General features: G+C 49.4%; 20 protein-coding genes and 2 riboswitches. Of the genes, 6 read left to right on the top strand and 14 right to left on the bottom strand.

The genetic code is table 11. The annotated features are described in order from the left end of the window. Positions 1-2: 2 nt before the first annotated feature. The 8 genes from B4F99_RS05085 to B4F99_RS05050 all read right to left on the bottom strand — a co-directional run bounded on the left by B4F99_RS05085 (position 3) and on the right by B4F99_RS05050 (position 6529). Positions 3-965, bottom strand: a complete 963-nt coding sequence (locus tag B4F99_RS05085) for an EAL domain-containing protein (protein WP_290755766.1) — start codon at positions 963-965, stop codon at positions 3-5. Positions 966-1142: 177 nt separating this feature from the next. Continuing rightward, complete coding sequence (locus B4F99_RS05080; RefSeq protein WP_035410989.1) at positions 1143-1406, bottom strand: DUF1294 domain-containing protein; 264 nt, start codon at positions 1404-1406, stop codon at positions 1143-1145. 17 nt (positions 1407-1423) lie between these two features. After that, complete coding sequence (locus B4F99_RS05075) at positions 1424-2164, bottom strand: TPM domain-containing protein (protein ID WP_290755763.1); 741 nt, start codon at positions 2162-2164, stop codon at positions 1424-1426. Then, positions 2161-2754, bottom strand: coding sequence for a LemA family protein (locus tag B4F99_RS05070; protein WP_290755761.1), 594 nt, complete (start codon positions 2752-2754; stop codon positions 2161-2163). Before B4F99_RS05070 ends, B4F99_RS05075 begins: the two co-directional genes overlap by 4 nt. A 107-nt stretch (positions 2755-2861) precedes the next feature. Continuing rightward, positions 2862-3698, bottom strand: a complete 837-nt coding sequence (locus B4F99_RS05065; protein ID WP_290755759.1) for an undecaprenyl-diphosphate phosphatase — start codon at positions 3696-3698, stop codon at positions 2862-2864. Between the two features lie 331 nt (positions 3699-4029). Continuing rightward, positions 4030-4842 (bottom strand): ZIP family metal transporter, encoded by an 813-nt coding sequence (locus tag B4F99_RS05060; protein ID WP_023467025.1) that lies wholly within the window; start codon positions 4840-4842, stop codon positions 4030-4032. A 51-nt stretch (positions 4843-4893) separates the two neighbouring features. Beyond that, complete coding sequence (locus tag B4F99_RS05055) at positions 4894-5223, bottom strand: YolD-like family protein (protein WP_214856048.1); 330 nt, start codon at positions 5221-5223, stop codon at positions 4894-4896. Then, positions 5207-6529 (bottom strand): DNA polymerase thumb domain-containing protein, encoded by a 1323-nt coding sequence (locus tag B4F99_RS05050; protein WP_214856047.1) that lies wholly within the window; start codon positions 6527-6529, stop codon positions 5207-5209. Before B4F99_RS05050 ends, B4F99_RS05055 begins: the two co-directional genes overlap by 17 nt. Positions 6530-6705: 176 nt before the next feature. Between B4F99_RS05050 and B4F99_RS05045 the strand changes: the two genes are divergently transcribed. Next, entirely contained in the window at positions 6706-7344 is a 639-nt protein-coding gene (locus tag B4F99_RS05045) for a pentapeptide repeat-containing protein (RefSeq protein WP_035410976.1), read from the top strand. A gap of 48 nt (positions 7345-7392) precedes the next feature. Here the strand turns inward: B4F99_RS05045 and B4F99_RS05040 are convergent, their stop codons facing one another. The 6 genes from B4F99_RS05040 to B4F99_RS05015 all read right to left on the bottom strand — a co-directional run bounded on the left by B4F99_RS05040 (position 7393) and on the right by B4F99_RS05015 (position 11839). Next, positions 7393-8148, bottom strand: coding sequence for an MBL fold metallo-hydrolase (locus B4F99_RS05040; RefSeq protein ID WP_056063727.1), 756 nt, complete (start codon positions 8146-8148; stop codon positions 7393-7395). Between the two features lie 60 nt (positions 8149-8208). Then, positions 8209-8697 carry an arsinothricin resistance N-acetyltransferase ArsN1 family A gene (locus B4F99_RS05035; protein WP_056063724.1) on the bottom strand — a complete coding sequence of 163 codons (489 nt, stop codon included), beginning with the start codon at positions 8695-8697 and terminating at the stop codon, positions 8209-8211. Positions 8698-8822: 125 nt separating this feature from the next. Then, a complete protein-coding gene (locus B4F99_RS05030; protein ID WP_035410968.1) occupies positions 8823-9359 on the bottom strand; it encodes a 1,2-dihydroxy-3-keto-5-methylthiopentene dioxygenase in 537 nt (178 codons plus the stop codon). Positions 9360-9375: 16 nt separating this feature from the next. After that, a complete protein-coding gene (locus tag B4F99_RS05025) occupies positions 9376-9996 on the bottom strand; it encodes a methylthioribulose 1-phosphate dehydratase (protein WP_290755756.1) in 621 nt (206 codons plus the stop codon). Then, positions 9993-10652 (bottom strand): 2-hydroxy-3-keto-5-methylthiopentenyl-1-phosphate phosphatase, encoded by a 660-nt coding sequence (locus tag B4F99_RS05020; RefSeq protein ID WP_214856043.1) that lies wholly within the window; start codon positions 10650-10652, stop codon positions 9993-9995. The genes B4F99_RS05025 and B4F99_RS05020 overlap by 4 nt, the downstream gene beginning before the upstream one ends. After that, complete coding sequence (locus B4F99_RS05015) at positions 10649-11839, bottom strand: 2,3-diketo-5-methylthiopentyl-1-phosphate enolase (RefSeq protein WP_290755753.1); 1191 nt, start codon at positions 11837-11839, stop codon at positions 10649-10651. Before B4F99_RS05015 ends, B4F99_RS05020 begins: the two co-directional genes overlap by 4 nt. A gap of 70 nt (positions 11840-11909) precedes the next feature. After that, a riboswitch (SAM riboswitch) is annotated at positions 11910-12011 on the bottom strand. 205 nt (positions 12012-12216) lie between these two features. Further along, a riboswitch (SAM riboswitch) is annotated at positions 12217-12320 on the top strand. A 78-nt stretch (positions 12321-12398) separates the two neighbouring features. Between B4F99_RS05015 and mtnK the strand changes: the two genes are divergently transcribed. The 5 genes from mtnK to B4F99_RS04990 all read left to right on the top strand — a co-directional run. Next, positions 12399-13565: an S-methyl-5-thioribose kinase gene (mtnK, locus tag B4F99_RS05010; RefSeq protein ID WP_290755752.1), complete on the top strand. Its 1167-nt coding sequence runs from the start codon at positions 12399-12401 to the stop codon at positions 13563-13565. Next, entirely contained in the window at positions 13562-14611 is a 1050-nt protein-coding gene (gene mtnA, locus B4F99_RS05005) for an S-methyl-5-thioribose-1-phosphate isomerase (RefSeq protein ID WP_290755750.1), read from the top strand. Before mtnK ends, mtnA begins: the two co-directional genes overlap by 4 nt. Before the next feature lie 11 nt (positions 14612-14622). Further along, positions 14623-15705, top strand: a complete 1083-nt coding sequence (locus B4F99_RS05000; protein ID WP_029340727.1) for a sugar ABC transporter substrate-binding protein — start codon at positions 14623-14625, stop codon at positions 15703-15705. After that, a complete protein-coding gene (locus tag B4F99_RS04995) occupies positions 15702-17210 on the top strand; it encodes a sugar ABC transporter ATP-binding protein (protein WP_290755749.1) in 1509 nt (502 codons plus the stop codon). Before B4F99_RS05000 ends, B4F99_RS04995 begins: the two co-directional genes overlap by 4 nt. Further along, a partial coding sequence (locus tag B4F99_RS04990; RefSeq protein WP_290755747.1) for an ABC transporter permease occupies positions 17207-17947 on the top strand: 741 nt, incomplete at its 3' end. The genes B4F99_RS04995 and B4F99_RS04990, both read left to right, overlap by 4 nt.

The following is a 17947-nucleotide window of genomic DNA, read 5'->3' as shown; positions in this document are numbered from 1 at the left end:
TTTTATTGTGCTTTCGCAAAGCGAGCGTAAGGAGCAGGGCGACCGAGTAAGTATCCTTGACCAAGATCAAAGTCGAGTTCGCGGCAAAGATCGAGTTCTTCTTGCCGTTCGATGCCTTCCGCTAAGATTTGAATCCCCATTTCTCGTGTCAGATGACGGGCTTTCCGTAAAAAGGCTTCGTTTTCTGGATTCGTATCGCAGTGATCGATGAAGGAACGATCAATTTTAATATAATCCGGTTGAAGCAAGGACAACATATCGAGTGTCGAGAAACCAGCGCCGACATCGTCCAGTGCTACTTGAATGCCTTGCTTTTTATACTGTTCGAAGACGTGTTTCAAATGGTTGACGTCTTCAATTTTTTCCGTTTCGACGACTTCGAAGACGAGCCGACTCGGATCGACTTGATAACGTTCGACGATCTCAAACGTATGGCGCAGGCAGTACTCCGGATTATAGATCGTCGAAGGGAGAAAGTTGATGAACGTTTTTGTTGTGCCACCGATATGATGCGTCGCACGGATGGCTTCTTCACGCGCCCGCTGATCAAGACGGGAATGAAGCCCCATCTTCGAGGCAGTGGAGAACAGGACACCCGGTGAGATCGGCGTGTTGTCATCTGCTGCGCGCAGTAAGGCTTCGTTCGCAACGAGGATATTTTGTTGAATATCATAAATCGGTTGCAGATGGCTTGTCATGACGCCGTGCTGGATAAAATCAATCGCTGACCGATGCTTTAGCTGTTCTAAGAGTGCTGAAGCTAGGATAGGTGCTGTCACATAACGCGATTGTGTGGCGCGACAGGATACGGGATAATCCGCTACACGCAAAAGCGACGTCAGTAACTGTTCGAGTTGTTCGAATGATTGATAGGAATAGATTTCTGGTGTTGGTGACTGGATATGGAGTGCTCCCGCTTCAATAAAACGGATTGATGTCGTGCATTCGGCGCAAGGATGCCACATAAAAAGATGTCCACCTCTCGATACATCAAAAGATGTATTAATTAAATTGGTTAAACTCTTTACCCTGAGAGAAAAAGAATTTAAACCTATCTTTTATAATCATTGACCTCATCCCAAAAAGAGAAGGGAACGACGGACACATTTCCGTACGTTCCCTTCTCTATCGGTCACATTCTTTCATTGTGAAGTGTAAAATATCCAGAAAGCGAGATGCAACACAGCTGCAAGCGGCACCAGCCATTGGAATTTCGCTTTCCGTGTCTTATGCCGGACTGTATACATACCAATCCAAGAACCGAGCGCACCACCGAGGAAAGCAATCGTCAATAGTGTCGCTTCCGGTGTCCGGTAAGCATGTTGTCGTGCTCGACGTTTATCCTGCCACATCGAGCCAAATCCGATGAGTGTCAGGAGGATGTAATAACCTAAAATGATCCTCATGAAAACCGACTCCTTTTCTAACGTTCGGCACCGCCGCCGCCGGAACTACCGCCGCCACCACGACTGCCGCCGTTTCCACCACCGCCACCGCGCATGATCGCGGAAAAGATGTTCAAAATCGCAAAGAAGAACATACCGCCGGTGAACTTCATATCGAGGAATAACAAGATCAGCAATCCGGCACCGATCAGAATCTTCGTCCACAGCGGAAGCCCCCCATCATTTTGGGATTTCGGAGGATCTTGTGACTCAAGCGACTGATCCTTTGAAATGACACTGACGACAGCTTTATATGTTTCAGTCGCCGCTTTTCCATACTCGCCATTCTCTTTATAAGGAACCGCGTATTGATCGAGGATGCGCCCAGCCGTGATGTCCGTCAGAATGCCTTCTAGTTTATAACCGACCTCGATCCGGAATTGCCGATTCTTTTCGTTCGGAGCGACGACGACGAGTACCCCATTGTCTTTTCCTTTTTGACCGATGCCTTGTCGCCGGAATGTTTCATTGGCGTAAGAACTTAAGTCCTGTCCCTTTAGATCGGGAACCGTCTTCAGCACGACTTGTGCTGTCGTGTACTGTTCCAGCTCCTGACCGAGTTGCGCGAGTTCGGCTTCTTCCGAAGGAGTGAGCAGCTGAGCATCATCCTGGATGAAAAAAGCTGCTCCCGTTCGTTCTGAAACGGCACTAGCTGTCGGAACGAAGAGGAAGAAGACGAGGAACGCGCTCAACAGAAGTCGCGTCCACCGCCGAATCATTTCGAATCACTGTTAAAGTCGACAATCGGATTTTCTCGGTCGCTGTCTGAAATCTCGTAATACGGTTTTTTCTCGAATCCGAAGGCGGAGGCATAAAGTGCTGTTGGGAAGCTCCGACGTTTTTTGTTATAAAGCGTCACGGCATCGTTGTAATCCTTGCGGGCGATCCCGAGACGATTTTCTGTTCCTTCCAGCGTGTCCATCAAGGATTGGAATCGTTCACTTGATTTTAGTTCCGGATAAGTGGTTTGCAAAGCAATCAATCCACGAAGCGAAGACGTGACTTGTTGATCGGCTTCAATCCGTTGTTCGGTTGACGCGGCGCGCGCAAGACCAGCTTGAGCTTCAGCGACTTTGCCGTACACTTTTTCTTCTTGACCCGCGACACCTTTGACCGTTTCGACGAGGTTCGGAATTAAATCCGCACGACGCTTGATCTGGTTATCGACTTGCGACCATTTATTCGATACATCTTCTTCTACATTGACGAGGCTGTTGTATTGGCCGATTGCTAAAAACGCAATCACGACGACGACAACGACTCCGATGATTAATGGGAGTTTTGATCGACTCCGACTTCTGCGTGCCATATGGCGTTCACTCCTTTAATTATGTCTCATCCCTATATACCCTTAACCGAGTGAATTAGTTTCAAAAAAATAAAAAACCGTCAGCTAAAATAGCTAACGGTTAGGACTTACATGTAGACGATGACAGCAAGAACGGCTGCTAAGACGAGGCGATAGATCGCGAACGGAACGAGTTTAATCTTGTTGATCAGTTTCAGGAAGAAGCGAATCGATAAGAGGGCAAACACGAACGATGCGACGAATCCGACGGCATAGAAGCCGAAGTCGCCTGGATTAATATTATCCCAGTTCTTAACGAGTGAGAGGAAACTAGCACCGAACATGATCGGTACAGCCATGATGAACGTGAAGTCGGCTGCCGTCCGGTGATTCATCCCGAGGAAGACACCTCCGGAAATCGTTGAACCAGAACGGGAGAAGCCAGGCCAAAGGGAAATACATTGGAACAGACCGACGAGTGCTGCTTGGCGATATGTAATCTGATCAAGCGATGTCGTTTTTGGTTCCTTTGGTCCGAGTTTGTCGGCTGCGATCATCAAGAGAGCACCGACCGCAAGTCCGATGATGACCGTTTCGATCGAGAAGAGGTTCTCATCGATGAAGTCCTCGAATAACAACCCGAGAACAGCAGCAGGTAATAGACCAATCAAGACGTGACGTAGTTTTAACTTGTGTGTCCCCGTCGCATCGTGCTCTCCTTCGATCTTATATAAACCGATCAAGCTGAAGAGGCGTTTCCAAAAGACGACGATGACAGCTAGAATCGATCCGAGCTGGATGACGACCTTAAAGGTGTTCGCCGAATACTTACCAAGAAATTCTGTTGTTTGTAACCACATGTCATCCACGATGATCATATGACCAGTCGAGGAGACAGGTGCGAATTCCGTCATCCCTTCGACGAAACCGAGTAAAAGAGCTTTCAAGAGTTCAATGATGTGCATGGTAATCTCCTTCTATAATGATGTGCTATGTAAAAACATATCATGTTTTATTCTTGTGAGATAGAACCAATCAGAATATCGGGCGCAGGTCTGAGGGAACGTGACCAATCTGATCCGTGAATACGCACTTCGATCATAGAAAGCAAGAGAGACGAAATACTTAGGACAGCAACGCAAACTTCAAGACGAAGTTTGTGTGTAGGACGGCATCTTGAATAAAATCCTCCGCTTATCACACAAGGTCAGGACAACTTCAAATCGAATAATGATTCGAATGGGAATGGATAAACGAGCAGTGGAGGCTTCAATCCACTGCTCGTTGCTGTTGAGCTCAACCTAAAGCGACATCGAGAATCATCATGACCGTGAAACCGACCATTAGACCAAGTGTCGCTAAATCGGATCCGTTCTCTGCTTGTGATTCCGGAATCAATTCTTCGACGACGACGAAAATCATCGCTCCGGCAGCGAACGATAATGCATACGGCAGAAGCGGTTGAACGAAGAAGACAGCCGCCGCACCGACCATCGCAGCAATCGGTTCGACGATTGCTGACAATTGACCGTAATGAAAGGCGCGCCGGCGCGACATCCCTTCACCGCGTAACGGAATCGATAACGCAGCACCTTCGGGCATGTTTTGAATGCCAATCCCGAGTGCGAGTGTCAAAGCCCCGGCGACGGTCGCTCCGTCCATATTCAAGGCAGCGGCACCAAAAGCGACACCGATCGCAAGACCTTCCGGAATGTTATGCAACGTGATCGCAAGAAACAGCAACGTCGTTTTCTTAAGTCCTGTTGAAGGACCTTCAGCTGTTTCAAGTGGTGCGGATAAGTGCAAATGCGGTGTGACGAAGTCAAGGAGACGGACGAAAAATCCACCAGCGAGAAAACCGATGGCGGCAGGAATCCACGCGATGCCACCGTCCTGCTCCGTGAATTCGATCGCTGGGGCGAGCAAAGACCAGAATGAAGCGGCAATCATGACGCCGGCTGCAAAACCAAGCATCATGTTCATGACGCGTTTTTCAATCGTTGTAAAGACGAAAACGAGTGCCGCACCAAGTGCGGTTAATCCCCAAGTCATCATACCGGCAAGTAATGCTTGCACGACGACGGGGAGGGAAGTGAACCAATCCAACATGACTATTCCTTCTTTCCGGGCACGATTTAAAGCGGCGATCTGTATGAAAGCTTACCCGTTTTCGATCCGAACGATTCGTGTGAAGGAGATTTCTACTACAACACGACCACGCAGAAAGAGAACGGAACGTTCAGGCTCTAGCCGTTCAACAAAACCGACGACCGTCACGTAGCTACTTTCCTTATAATACGTGATTTCGAGTTCGTTTCCTTCTATTAAAGCCTCTTGAAGTAAAAAGTGCCACGATTCTTGCAGTTGTTCATCGATTTCAGGCAAGTCGAGCTGATGCATTTGGACATAATACTCCCGGAGCAATTGCAAGTGCTCCGGCATGAGAAAAGGGATCCACTTTAAATTCCCTCGATCACGATACGCTGTCATGAAGATCACCTCCTGGATGACCGCCAACGAAACGAAGCCGCCGTTTGGCGACGCTCGTATCGAGAAACGAGACAGCGAGACGAATCGTTCCTTTCCCGTAGCGGAGGTTAACGATGTCCATTGCTTTTAATAAGCGCCGCCGTTTCCAAAGTCGTGTATTATCCTCGAACAAGGATAATTGTAAGGTACCTTGATCGGCAGTCAGATGACCCACTGCGACAGATAAAAAACGAACAGGTTCTCCGTCCAGCCAATTCGGTTCGAATAATTGTAAGACATGACGCAGAATGATTCGCTCATCGGATGTCGGATAAGGCAACCGGACTTGACGCGAGAAGCCACTTCGGACGACGTTTCGAGAATAACGGACACCGATATGAACAGTCCAACCGACTTGATTCGAAAAGCGGCAACGTGCGGCAACATCCTGCACGAGTTCGTTGAGCACATTCCGGATACGTTCGAATTGATAATAGTCCTGCATCAAGGTCACACCGTGTCCGATCGTCCGTTGAGGGGCTTTCTCGAACAAATGGCGAGGGGGAAGCAGTGTCGGTGACGCGTCAAGACCCCAAGCGTGGTGCCACAATTCGGCGCCGATGACACCGAAGCGTTCATGTAACTCTTCGACGGGGCGCATGGCAAGGTCACCGATCGTTTCAATCCCCATCATCTGCAGATGTTGTTCCATGCGGTGTCCGACTCCCCACATCTTCCGAATCGGAAAATCATGGAGACGTCGTGCGACATCAGCGTATCCACATTGTGCGATGCCTTCTTTTTTCCCGATTAAGTCAAGCGTCAGTTTCGCGATGACGTTATTTGGACCAATCCCGATGCGGACATGAATGCCGGTCTGCTTCAGAATCGCTTCTTGAATCTTTTTGGCAGCTTGCAGATCGGAACCAAACAGGCGATCGGTTCCAGTCATGTCAATGAAACTTTCGTCAATCGAATAGACACGGATCGCTTCAGGTGGGGCGAATTGGTGCAGGACATCCAGGACACGAATCGACGTTTTCATATAAGCGAGCATGCGCGGTTCGACGAGTTGAATCGTACGACGAATGGCGTAGGGTAATTGCTCGATTTCGTACAGTCGACCGGCTGTCTTGATTCCAAGCGCTTTTAAGGCGGGAGTAGCGGCGAGAATGACGGATCCGCTTCGTTTTAAATCGGAGACGACCGCAAGACGTGTCGTTAAGGGAGGGAGATTGCGATACTGGCATTCACAGCTGGCGTAGAAGGAAACACTGTCAACACAAAAAATACGTTTATTCTGTGGTAAAACGACGGAAGGAAACATTTGAATCACTCCTTTACATGAAAGAACATATGTTCTTATTTTGATTTTCTTTGACTATAGCATGGTCTCAAAGTGTCTCAAAATAAAAAACTGTTGAAAAAAGAGGGATTTCGAACGATTGACCCTTATGCAAAAGGAGTTTGATACACTAAAGGAGAGAAAAAGGGGGAATTTTTATGAAAGAGATCGTTATCCGTTTACCAGAATTACCGAAAACGCTTCAAGCAGAGACGTTCGATCAAGTCGAAATCGACGATCCATATCTGAAAGGAGCACGTTATGAAAAGGAGTCGATGCCTGTCGAACTGACGGAGCGTATCGATGCCTATCAAGTATGTTTTCAAAATGTCTCGTTCGCGAACCTCACCTTTGACCGCGGTTCGTTCGAAGATATTCGTTTCGAGCAATGTGACTTAACAGGATGTCACTTCCAAGAAACCCGTTTTCACCGCGTGTCTTTCGTCGGATGCCGGATGACGGGTGTTCAGTTTGAAGATTGTACGCTTGATCATCTGACGATCGAAGAAGGACTCGCAGACTATGCCCAGTTCATTCGTAGTACTGTCCGTCATCAGCATTGGAGTGAAACGACGATGAAAGAAGCACAGTTCTTCGAAGTGAAACCGACCCATTGGAAACTCGAAGCGGTCCGGCTTACTGATAGCCAATGGATTGAAACACCATTAAAAGGTCTTGATCTCCGGCAGACGGAACTCTCTGGTATCACAATCGATCCGCGATTTTTACCGGGCGCAGTCATTACGGAAGAACAAGCAGTCGCCTTCGCTCGATTATTAGGATTGGTCATTCCATGAAAAAAGTCTCTTTTCGATGAATTTCGAAAAGAGACTTTTGATTTGTTCTTAAAATGACATCGTTTCGCCATCTTCCGGAATGAGGAAATGGGCAGAGAGGTGGAAAGCAGCTAAAAAGTCAGCAATCATGTCGCGCCGCAGGAGACAGTGATTGACGGACTCGAGGTGCGAGACGATGATCGTTGCTTCCGCTGCTGCTTCGTGTACGGCAAGGAGATCACGCTGCGACATCGTGATCGGTTCTCCCGTCAGGAACTGGGCAGCCCCACTGTTGACGACGATGATATCTGGTGTATGTTGTTCAATCGCATGCGCGACCTCGTCACACCAAATCGTATCACCTGCGATATAAAGCGTCGGTTCGTCCGGATGCGTGAGGACGAGTCCGGAGACATGTCCCATTCGTTCACCGATTTCACCGACACCATGCTGTCCACCTGTTCGATGGACCTGGATATCACCGATCGTCACACCGGAATCGAAGGAAGAGACGTTCGTGAAGCCGGCTTCTCGGATTTGCCGTGCGTCTTCTTCTTGCTGCGCATAGAATGGCAAATGCTTGGGTAGAAATTGTTTTGCAGCATCATCGAAATGATCGGCATGCAGATGCGTGACGAAGACAGCGTCAGGATCGAGCAGTGTCTTAACATCGACCGGTAAGTCGACGAGTGGATTGGCGACGGCATTCGGCGTTTGACCGAAAGGAGGTAAACTGCCTTTTTCGCCGAGAAACGGATCGATCAGTAAAACTTGATTGGCATACGTGACGACAAGCGTTGCATTACGAATTTGTTGAATATCCATTAGGTTCATCCTCTCTCAATGACTCGGATTGACTATTCCCCGTCTGGCATTCAATGAATCCTATCGTAAGCGTTTCTCCATCGCCATGACGTCGACGTATTCGCCGTTCAAGCGACCTTGTTCCTTAAATGTCCCAACAATCCGGAATCCGGAACGGATGTAGAGCTTTTGTCCGATTTTATTGAACGGGAAGGTAAAGAGGATCAGCTTATGCATCTGATGATCGCGCGCATGTTGTTCGGCAGTTTCTAACAACTGTGTCCCGATCCCTTGTCCGCGATGTGTTCGAGTAATGTAGACGGAAATCTCACCAACTGTCGCATAGACAGGACGCGGGTTATACGGATCAAGAGAAATGAAGCCGAGGACACCTGTCTCATCTTCTGCGACATATCCAGCGTAGCGATGCGTACGCTCTGCATACCACTGGGTCATGAACGATAAATCTTTTCGATCCGTCTCAAGCGTTGCGATTCGGTCTTCGATGCCTTCATTATAAATGGATAGAACAGCGGGTAAGTCATGTTCCGTTACAGGACGAATATGCATGTTGCTCACTCCCCAATCGCTTTTCCCTCATTATATCTGTTACGTGTCGATGTAGTGATATGTTTGTGAGATAAGAAAAAGCGCCGATTCTCCTTATATAGAAGAAATCAACGCTTTTGTCGTTCTTAAGAGACCGTGGATGTCTCGTTCTCGTAAATTGGAACCCAACCATCCGTCGTGACGAAAATTCGAACAGCGACGACTTTCCGATCCTCTTGGAGCGTAAAGTAGTGGCGTGTATTGACAGGAACAGAAATCAAATCACCAGGATTGAGTTCGATGTTATAGTAGCCGACTTCTTCGTCTTTGATCGCGAAGACGCCGTGACCGCTGACGATGAAACGGACTTCATCATCCGTGTGATGATGTTCTTTCTGGAAGTTGACGAGCAACTCGTCAAGGTTCGGTGTCGTATCCGAAAGTGAAATGATATCAGCTGTCTGATATCCACGACGTTCTGATACGTCTTTGATTTCTGGAGCGAACGTATCGAGAATCGTTTGTTTGTCGGCATCCGTCAGTGTGAAGTTCTCGACGAGAGGTGCTGGTAGTTTTGAGACGTCCCATTGTTCGTAAAGAACGCCGCGCGATGCGAGGAAGTCAGCGACTTCCGTTTGATCCGTATACCGTGTGTTTGTTTCTTGGAATAAGACTGTTGCCATGAGATGATTCCTCCTTTTAATAGATAGATTGACGGCATGATTGCAACGTCAACGTATAGTTGAATAAAAACTCGAAGGCTTCGAGGTGTTTCTTTGCTTCAAAGGCGGTCGGTGCCCAGACCGTGATTCCGTGATTGCGAATCAGGACGGCACCGCTGTCCGCTGTGACATATGGCGCAAAAGCAGCAGCGAGTGTCGGGATGTCCGCGTGATTCGGAATGATCGGCACCGTGACCGTCGCATCTTCTTCCCAGTGACCGAGTGCCTTGATGATTTCTTGACCGGAGAAGGTGATACTTCCTTGATCGCCATATAACTCCGAAATCACATTGTTCGCAATCGTATGGACATGCAGGGAACATCCGGCGTTCGTTCGGTTGAACACTTCGACATGGAGCAATGTCTCAGCAGAAGGACGCCCGGATTGCTCACCGATCAATTGACCGGTCGCATCGACATGAACGAAGTCGTCAGGAGTCGTCTGCCGTTTATCTTTTCCGCTTGCCGTCACAAGGAATTCAACCGGGACACCGGATGTCCGGATGGCGAGATTGCCACTCGTACCAGGGAACCAATCGCGCGCCGCAAGCTCTTGTTTGATGGCGCGTAGCTCTTCATACCGTCGCATGAATGTCATGTTGTCACCTCCGCTCGTGTTAAATCATGAACGATATCGTGGAACGTCTCAAACGGTGTATAGGCGATATCGTTCTCTTCACACAACGTGATCAGATAATCACGGGCATAGACACGATCCGCTTGTTTTGCGAGTTCGAAGTCCGTCACCGAGTCGCCGATGACGATGATGACGTCACCGTCTTTACGTAGTGTCCGGGCAACGGACGTTTTACAACAGCCGCACCCGTTCGTGCAATGGGTATCGCAGGCGTTTGGCCAATCGATATGGACGAATGGACCACTAAAATCAGCGACGTTACAGTAAATCTGTTCTTGGTCGAGGAATGGCGCTAAGATTGGTTCGACGAAAAAGTCCATTCCACCGCTGACGATCGAAAAATCGATGCCTTGACGACGACTGTACTGCAGTAACTCCGAAAATCCGTCGCGAATGACTGCACGCTCCAACAAAAAGTCAAGATAGGCTGTTTTTCCGTCAGACGGCAGAAGTGCGAACATTTGCCCGACACCACTCTGAATCGATAACGTCCGGTCGAGTACACCGCGTTTTAACGGTTCGAAGTCACTCGCTGGCGCAAATGCCTGCATGAGTGCGATGATGTTATCCTGTGTCGTCACCGTCCCGTCGAAGTCACAAAGAATCCGTACGGTCATGACTTGATCCCCCAAGCGTCGAGGGCAATTCGTAATTCTTCATGACGCGATGCTGCCGTCGATAGGGATTCATTTGCGAGTGCCGCATCGAGTGCCTGACGGAAAGCAATGACACCAGCCGCAGCACCTTGCGGATGACCATGTACGCCGCCGCCGGCGTTGATGACGGAAGCGATCCCGAAGTCTCGTACGAGTTGAGCGACGAGTCCAGGATGAATACCGGCTGAAGGAACCGGGAAGATTGATTTCGTCTGACCGAGACGGGTCGCTTCGACCGCGATACCACGGGCGACATCCTTTGGCAAAGCGACATTGCCGTAAGGAGACGGGAATAGCGTCAAGTCTGCTCCAGCAGCGCGCGGTAATGTGCCGAGTAAGACAGGAGCTGCGACTCCGTGATTCGGGCTAGCGATCAACGCACCGCTATATGCCGGATGATTGAAAATCGGAACGTTGATTTCCGGATCACTTGCCAGTTCGCGTAAGACGTCGAGTCCGTATGTGAAGGTATTCAGCAAGAAAGCAGTCGCTCCAGCATCAATCAATCGCTTGGCTTGATCCTTGAGCGTAAAGACAGGACCGCTGAGTGTGATCGCATATAACGCACGTTTACCGGTCCGTTGGAAGTGAGCATCGATGACCTCACGTCCGATCCGTGCCCGGTCAATCGTTGGTGTCAATGGATTGTCGTATAGGATCTCATCGTCTTTGACGAGATCGATCCCACCAGCGAGTTGTCCTTCGAGTTGATCACGAAGGAACGATAAATCGCGTCCGATGACTCCTTTGAAGATGCTCATTAATAGTGGGCGATCTTCGACACCGATCAAGGAACGGACCCCTTCGATCCCGAACTTTGCACCTGGAAAGTCCGACGTAAATGTATCGGGTAGTAGCAATTCCGTTAATTTGATTTCACCGTCGAGTGAGAGTTTCCCGAAGACGGTCGTCAGAATCGCAGAAAAGTCGCGCGATACGTTATGTTCCGGGTAACGAATCGTGATATATCCTTTGCCATCGCGTTCTTCGGTATGTACGACTTCCCCTTTGAACGAGGCAAGTTGTTGTTGTTCGAGATGATTCAGTTCCGTCCAAGAACCGACTGTCAGACCAAGCGCGAGTTGTTCAGCGCGCTGCTCGAGTCGATCACGGGCAGTCAATTGATAAGTAGCAGTGATATAAGCCATGTCTTTCCTCCTTCAACAAAAAAATGGTCTCTCGTCAGCGACAAGAGACCATGAATGATTCGAACGTGGACTCTTATCTGTCAGCTTAGTAGCTGCAAGAATTAGCACCGTGCCAAAAGGTCGGTTGCTGCGACATCGTAGGGCTTGTCCCTCCGTCTGCTCTTGATAAGAATTGGATGAAATTGTGAAATCTAATTGCAATTTTTACATGAGAATCGCCACTTGTCAAACTATTTTTAGAAAATTTATTTTTTTGAAAATACTCTTTCTATAGATGACTTAAAAATGATATCCGTTTCTGCTTGATTTCGATTTGACAGCGAGGAAGTCGATTGCGTAAGATTCAAATCAATATCACACACGACAACTACATACGACTCTTATCGCGAGTTGGCAGAGGGAATTGGCCCGATGACGCCGCAGCAACCGACCACTGGGCACGGTGCTACATCCAACAGACGTTTCGTCTGAGAGATAAGAGGACGCAGTGACTTTTCTGCGCCTCTTTTCGATGACGAAAAGAGGCGCTTTTTCGTGTATCACATAGGGGGAAACTGAGATGACATATAAAGCATTCACAGAACAGGACGCGATTGATTGTGTTCGGACATTAGGACTGATCGGCGATGGAGCCGTCGAAGCAGAAGAGATTGGCGACGGGAACCTCAACCTCGTCTTTCGGATTCGAGAAGGCGAACATCGCTTGATTTTAAAACAAGCATTACCATATGCGAAGGTCGTCGGGGAGAGCTGGCCGTTATCGCTCGAACGAGCGTGGATCGAGCAATCCGCACTCCGTGAATTCGCACGGCATGCCGTACCGTTCGTGCCACGTGTTTTTCATGCTAGTCATGAAGAGGCATATACGGTCATGGAAGATCTTTCACATCTGACGATCGTTCGAAGTGGTTTACTCGCAGGTGAACAGTATCCGTTGCTTGCGGAACATATCGGTTCTTATCTCGCTCGGACGTTATTCCATACATCGGACTTTGCGCTTGGTCCGGTTGAAAAGAAACGTGTCGCCCGAACGTACTACAATCCAGACTTGTGCGACATCACGGAAAAATTAATCTTCACGGATCCGTTTCATGACGCGGAGACGAACGAGATTGAAGCCGGACTCGAAGAAGAGGTGGCACGTCTATGGGCAGACGATGAGTTGAAACGCGAAGTCGCAAAACTCGAAGCGCTCTTCATCACGAAAGGAGATGCATTGCTGCACGGCGATCTACATACAGGAAGCATCTTCGCCTCGGCGACGGAAACGAAAGTCATCGACCCTGAATTCGCCTTTTATGGTCCATTCGGATTCGATGTCGGGCAGTTCATTGCGCATCTATTCTTCGCGGCATATCCGGATTACCCTACACGACGTGGCGCCCGAATCAAGGATATCGATACGTTCTGGCTGACGTTTGCTTCAACGTTCCGTGCATTATGGGAACGGGAAGCCGTCGAACCATTCCGGGCATCGGGGCTCGTCGACGATGTACTGAGCACGATCTTGCAGGATGCCCTTGGCTTTGCCGGTTGCGAATTGATTCGGCGGACGATCGGCCTTGCACCGGTCGCTGATTTAGAATCAATCGATTCAACGACGGAACGCTTAGAGCGGAAACGTCACGCTCTTCGTCTAGGAGCGGCGTTAATCAAACGCCGTACAGAATGCCGGACATTCGATGATTTACGAAACTTTGACGTAACGGAGGAACTGAGCCGATGACTACATTCGTTCAAAGTATCCGTTACGAAGATCGTGTCTTGACGATTCTCGATCAGACACGTCTACCGCAAGAAGAGCACTATGAAGTCATTGCTGATCTCGCGCAAGCGGTTGAGGCGATTAAACAACTACGTGTCCGGGGCGCACCTGCGATCAGCTTATTCGGTGGATTCGTGCTCGTTCAAGAAGCGTACCGCTTTGAAGCAGAGCTACCGGTCTACAAGCAAGCCTTGCTTGAGACATCGGCGACGTTACTCGCGACACGACCGACGGCCGTCAACTTGCGAAATGTCCTCGATCAATTGAATCCAATCATTCAAGACGGGACGTCGGTAGAAGTGATTCGCGAACGGTTGGAAAAACGGACGGTCGCCTTATACGACCAGGATGCGCAGACGTCACGTCAAATCGGGATTCATGCACTGGAATTGTTCCAGTCAGGCGACCGGATCCTAACGATTTGTAATGCTGGATCGATTGCGACCGCTGCTTATGGAACGGCACTTGCGCCGTTCTACATCGCAAAAGAACGCGGCATCGAATTATCCGTTTTTGCGAGTGAGACGCGACCGTTACTGCAGGGAGCACGATTGACGACATGGGAGCTGCAACGTGCCGGCATCGATGTCACGTTAATTACGGACAACATGGTCGCCCATACGCTGAAAGAAAAACAGATCGATGCGATCATCGTCGGTGCCGACCGCATTACACGAAACGGAGATACGGCGAATAAGATCGGGACGTTCCAATTGGCACTGCTCGCGCAAGCTTTTGGTATTCCGTTTTACGTCGCAGCACCGCTCTCGACGTTCGACTTCTCGCTCGTTTCCGGAGACGCGATCGAAATCGAAGAACGTGATCCGCAGGAAGTGACGACTGTCCAAGGTGTCGCGACAGCACCGGGAGGCGTCGCTGTCTTCAACCCGGCGTTTGATGTCACACCACACACATTGATCACGGGCATCATTACCGAACTTGGTGTCATCACGCAACCGAATGAAGAAACGATTGAACAATTAACAGGGCTTCAACCCCTCGGATAAGGAGATATGTCATGAAAAAACTAGCTTACGCCGTCCTAGCACCGGCACTGTTACTAGCGGCTTGTGCGAATGGAGAAGCCACGACGACGAAGGTCGTCAAGGATGTACCAAAAGGGGTTCAATCGGACGTCAAGATCGCCGTCATCCGCAACCTAGCATCGGACGACCATACGAAACAATTCCTTGATGGCGCACGAAGTGAAGGCGAAGCGCTTGGCTTTAAAGTCAGCACGTTTATTTCGGAAGGTAACGACGTCAAGTTCAAGGAGCTGGTCGCGCAAGCGATTCAGCAAGATTATGATGGGCTCATCATCTCGCATGGTAAGGAAGACTACGCCTATGACATGATTAAACCAGCGGTCGACAAAGGGCTGAAGGTCGTGACGTTCGATACGGTCACGAAGAAAAAAGGAACGGCGTTAAAAGGTGTGACGGAAACATTCCAAAACGATCATCAACTCGCGAAGCTATCGCTTGATGAAGTGACGAAGGTGACGGACAAAAAGCCGGTCCGTGTCATCAAACTTTGGTTCGGACCAGGTTTTGCCCCGCTCGATCGTCGTCAGGAAATCTATAAGACGTACGAAGCAGACGGTAAGATCAAAACGCTTGAGACGGTTGGACCGACAAACTTCCAAGATGTCCAAGGGGATATCGCAACGAAGATGAATGCGATTCTCGCGAAATATCCGAAAGGAAGCATTGATGCGGTTTGGGGAGCGTGGGACGAAGTCGCAAAAGGGGCTTACAAATCGCTCAAGGATAATAAACGTCAAGAAATCCCGCTAATCTCGATCGATGTCTCGAATCAGGATATCAACCTGATGCGTGAAAAAGGCAGTAACTGGGTCTCGACGAGTGCGGTGGATCCATTCTTGATTGGACAAACGGACATGCGATTACTGGCTAAGAAAATCGCTGGCGAGAAGACGCCGGATAGCTTTGATCTCGATGCGAAACTTGTGGAGCAGAAGGCGTTGAAGCAGGATACGACGATGTACAATCTCGATACGATCATCAAAGGATGGAGTACATCGGACAAATTCAATGAACCGTGGATGGACCGGTTGCGTGACGTCCATAAAAAACAATGACGTCTACCAATCATCACTTGAAGATGACTGGGATTTCACTGGCGTTTCCAGGAGTGCAAGCCTTAAAACAAGTCTCGTTTGAAGTGAAATCCGGTGAAATCCACGCGCTTGTCGGTGCGAATGGTGCCGGTAAGTCGACGTTGATGAAAGTCTTATCCGGAGCGGAAACGGCGGACGAAGGAACGATCCGTCTCGACGGGAAGGAGTTGTCCATCACGTCACCGCGTGATGCGAAACAGATTGGAATCGACCTCGTCCAACAAGAGGTCGATGTGGCGCTTGTCCCGTATTTGACGGTCGCTGAGAATATCTGTCTCGATCTGTTGACGGACGGAACGATGACTGGCTTCGTATCCCAACGCCGTTACATACAGCGTGCCAAGGAAGCGTTAGCGACATTACAGGCGGATATTTCCGTCAAGACACGCGTCGAGGAGTTGCGGCTTGCTGAAAAGCAACTCGTACTGATTGCTCGCGCCCTCGTCCAAGAACGCCGTTTTTTGATTTTAGATGAACCAACGGCACCTCTCAGTCAGGCGGAAACAAGCCATCTCTTTTCAGTCGTGCGTCGTTTAGCCGAACGAGGGCTTGGGATCATCTTCATCTCGCATCGTTTACAGGAACTATATGAGATTTGCGACTCCATCTCAGTCATGCGCGACGGTCAACTCATCTCACGATGTCTTTTGACAGACATCACGAAGGGAGCTGTCGTTGAGCAGATGCTCGGGCGTCAGCTTACGTCTGTTGCGAAAACGTCACGGGTAAATGGAACGAACGTATTGACCGTCGAGAGTGCTACGAATGCGGACGTCCACGATATCTCCTTGACGGTTCAAGCAGGTGAAGTCGTTGGTATCGCGGGTCTTGTCGGTGCTGGTAAAACGGAATTATGCAAAGCATTGTTCGGTGATCGCCCGTTTCAGGAAGGGGAGGTTCGGATAGGTGGAAAAGCCCATCGCCTTCGCAATCCACAAGCTGCGATTCAAGCGGGAATCGGTCTCGTTCCGGAAGAACGGCGAAAAGAAGGAATTCTTGTTGCCGATTCTGTCGCAGAAAACCTGACAGCAGCGGCAGCTCATGATTTCGTCAACCGCTGGGGGCTGATGGATCGTCGCAAAGAAGTTGAACAGGCATCGCAATGGGTCAAGGAGCTGGGCATTAAAGTGGCAGACGTGAAACAGGAAGTAGGTCAACTATCCGGTGGGAATCAACAAAAAGTCGCCATCGGAAAATGGTTACTGACCGATGTCTCTGTACTCGTCTTGGACGAACCGACAAAAGGTGTCGACGTCGGAGCCAAACAAGATATCTATCGTCTGATTGACGGACTCGCACAACAACAAAAAGGGATCCTTTACGCGACGAGTGAATGGGATGAACTTTTGACCGTCACGGACCGAATCTACGTCATGTTCGATGGACGGATCGTCCATGAAACGAAGACGGCGGATACATCAGAAGAAACCTTGTTGTGGTATGCGACAGGAGGAGGGCAACGATGAATGAGGTAGTATCAAAACAAACGAACCGAGGGAAGGGGTTACGTCCTGTCCTCGGATTCTTGAACGACTGGGGGATCGTCCTCGCGATCCTTGCCCTCGTCCTATTTTTTGCGACGACGGCTCCAACATTCCTACAAGGGACGAATTTGATTAATATTTTACGAAGTATCTCCATCGTGACGATTATCGCGATCGGCTTGACCGTTTCTTTGACGGTCAATGGATTTGATTTATCGGTCGGGTCGACCGCGACGCTTGCGAGTTCTTTCGTCGTCTCGTTCTTCGTCTGGTACAGTCTACCGCTCGGTGTCTCGATTGGTTTAGCACTTCTCTTATCTCTTAGCGTTGCTCTGGTGAACATCTTACTCATCGTCTGGTTTAAGATTCCGGATTTGTTTGCGACGCTTGCAACGATGTTCATCGTCGAAGGTGTCGCGATGACGTATACCGGTGGTGGTTCAATCAGTGCCGGAATGCCGCGCCTGGACGGTACACCAACATTCGGCACGATTCCGGAGGCGTTCGCGAAAATCAGCCAGGCGCCTTGGATCATCGTCATCATGCTCGTCGTCGTCGCTGTGACACATGTCTTTTTAAGCCATACGCGACATGGTCGTTTTCTCTATATTATCGGTGGGAATCCGGAAGCCGCACGACTGACAGGAATTCGTGTCAACCGCTACCGGGCACTCGCGTATCTGATTGCTGGGTTACTTGCTGCGGTCGGTGGGATTTTG

Source organism: Exiguobacterium sp. UBA3491 (assembly GCF_002377745.1).
Lineage (GTDB): Bacteria > Bacillota > Bacilli > Exiguobacteriales > Exiguobacteriaceae > Exiguobacterium_A.
Note: the sequence above shows the minus strand (reverse complement) of the source record. Positions and strands in the feature narration are given on the sequence as shown.

Bases quoted from the DNA above. Each gene is read 5' to 3' on its own strand.
- B4F99_RS05085 (WP_290755766.1), bottom strand. From the start codon at position 965: ATGTGGCATCCTTGCGCCGAATGCACGACATCAATCCGTTTTATTGAA.
- B4F99_RS05080 (WP_035410989.1), bottom strand. From the start codon at position 1,406: ATGAGGATCATTTTAGGTTATTACATCCTCCTGACACTCATCGGATTT.
- B4F99_RS05075 (WP_290755763.1), bottom strand. From the start codon at position 2,164: ATGATTCGGCGGTGGACGCGACTTCTGTTGAGCGCGTTCCTCGTCTTC.
- B4F99_RS05070 (WP_290755761.1), bottom strand. From the start codon at position 2,754: ATGGCACGCAGAAGTCGGAGTCGATCAAAACTCCCATTAATCATCGGA.
- B4F99_RS05065 (WP_290755759.1), bottom strand. From the start codon at position 3,698: ATGCACATCATTGAACTCTTGAAAGCTCTTTTACTCGGTTTCGTCGAA.
- B4F99_RS05060 (WP_023467025.1), bottom strand. From the start codon at position 4,842: ATGTTGGATTGGTTCACTTCCCTCCCCGTCGTCGTGCAAGCATTACTT.
- B4F99_RS05055 (WP_214856048.1), bottom strand. From the start codon at position 5,223: ATGACAGCGTATCGTGATCGAGGGAATTTAAAGTGGATCCCTTTTCTC.
- B4F99_RS05050 (WP_214856047.1), bottom strand. From the start codon at position 6,529: ATGTTTCCTTCCGTCGTTTTACCACAGAATAAACGTATTTTTTGTGTT.
- B4F99_RS05045 (WP_035410976.1), top strand. From the start codon at position 6,706: ATGAAAGAGATCGTTATCCGTTTACCAGAATTACCGAAAACGCTTCAA.
- B4F99_RS05040 (WP_056063727.1), bottom strand. From the start codon at position 8,148: ATGGATATTCAACAAATTCGTAATGCAACGCTTGTCGTCACGTATGCC.
- B4F99_RS05035 (WP_056063724.1), bottom strand. From the start codon at position 8,697: ATGCATATTCGTCCTGTAACGGAACATGACTTACCCGCTGTTCTATCC.
- B4F99_RS05030 (WP_035410968.1), bottom strand. From the start codon at position 9,359: ATGGCAACAGTCTTATTCCAAGAAACAAACACACGGTATACGGATCAA.
- B4F99_RS05025 (WP_290755756.1), bottom strand. From the start codon at position 9,996: ATGACATTCATGCGACGGTATGAAGAGCTACGCGCCATCAAACAAGAG.
- B4F99_RS05020 (WP_214856043.1), bottom strand. From the start codon at position 10,652: ATGACCGTACGGATTCTTTGTGACTTCGACGGGACGGTGACGACACAG.
- B4F99_RS05015 (WP_290755753.1), bottom strand. From the start codon at position 11,839: ATGGCTTATATCACTGCTACTTATCAATTGACTGCCCGTGATCGACTC.
- mtnK (WP_290755752.1), top strand. From the start codon at position 12,399: ATGACATATAAAGCATTCACAGAACAGGACGCGATTGATTGTGTTCGG.
- mtnA (WP_290755750.1), top strand. From the start codon at position 13,562: ATGACTACATTCGTTCAAAGTATCCGTTACGAAGATCGTGTCTTGACG.
- B4F99_RS05000 (WP_029340727.1), top strand. From the start codon at position 14,623: ATGAAAAAACTAGCTTACGCCGTCCTAGCACCGGCACTGTTACTAGCG.
- B4F99_RS04995 (WP_290755749.1), top strand. From the start codon at position 15,702: ATGACGTCTACCAATCATCACTTGAAGATGACTGGGATTTCACTGGCG.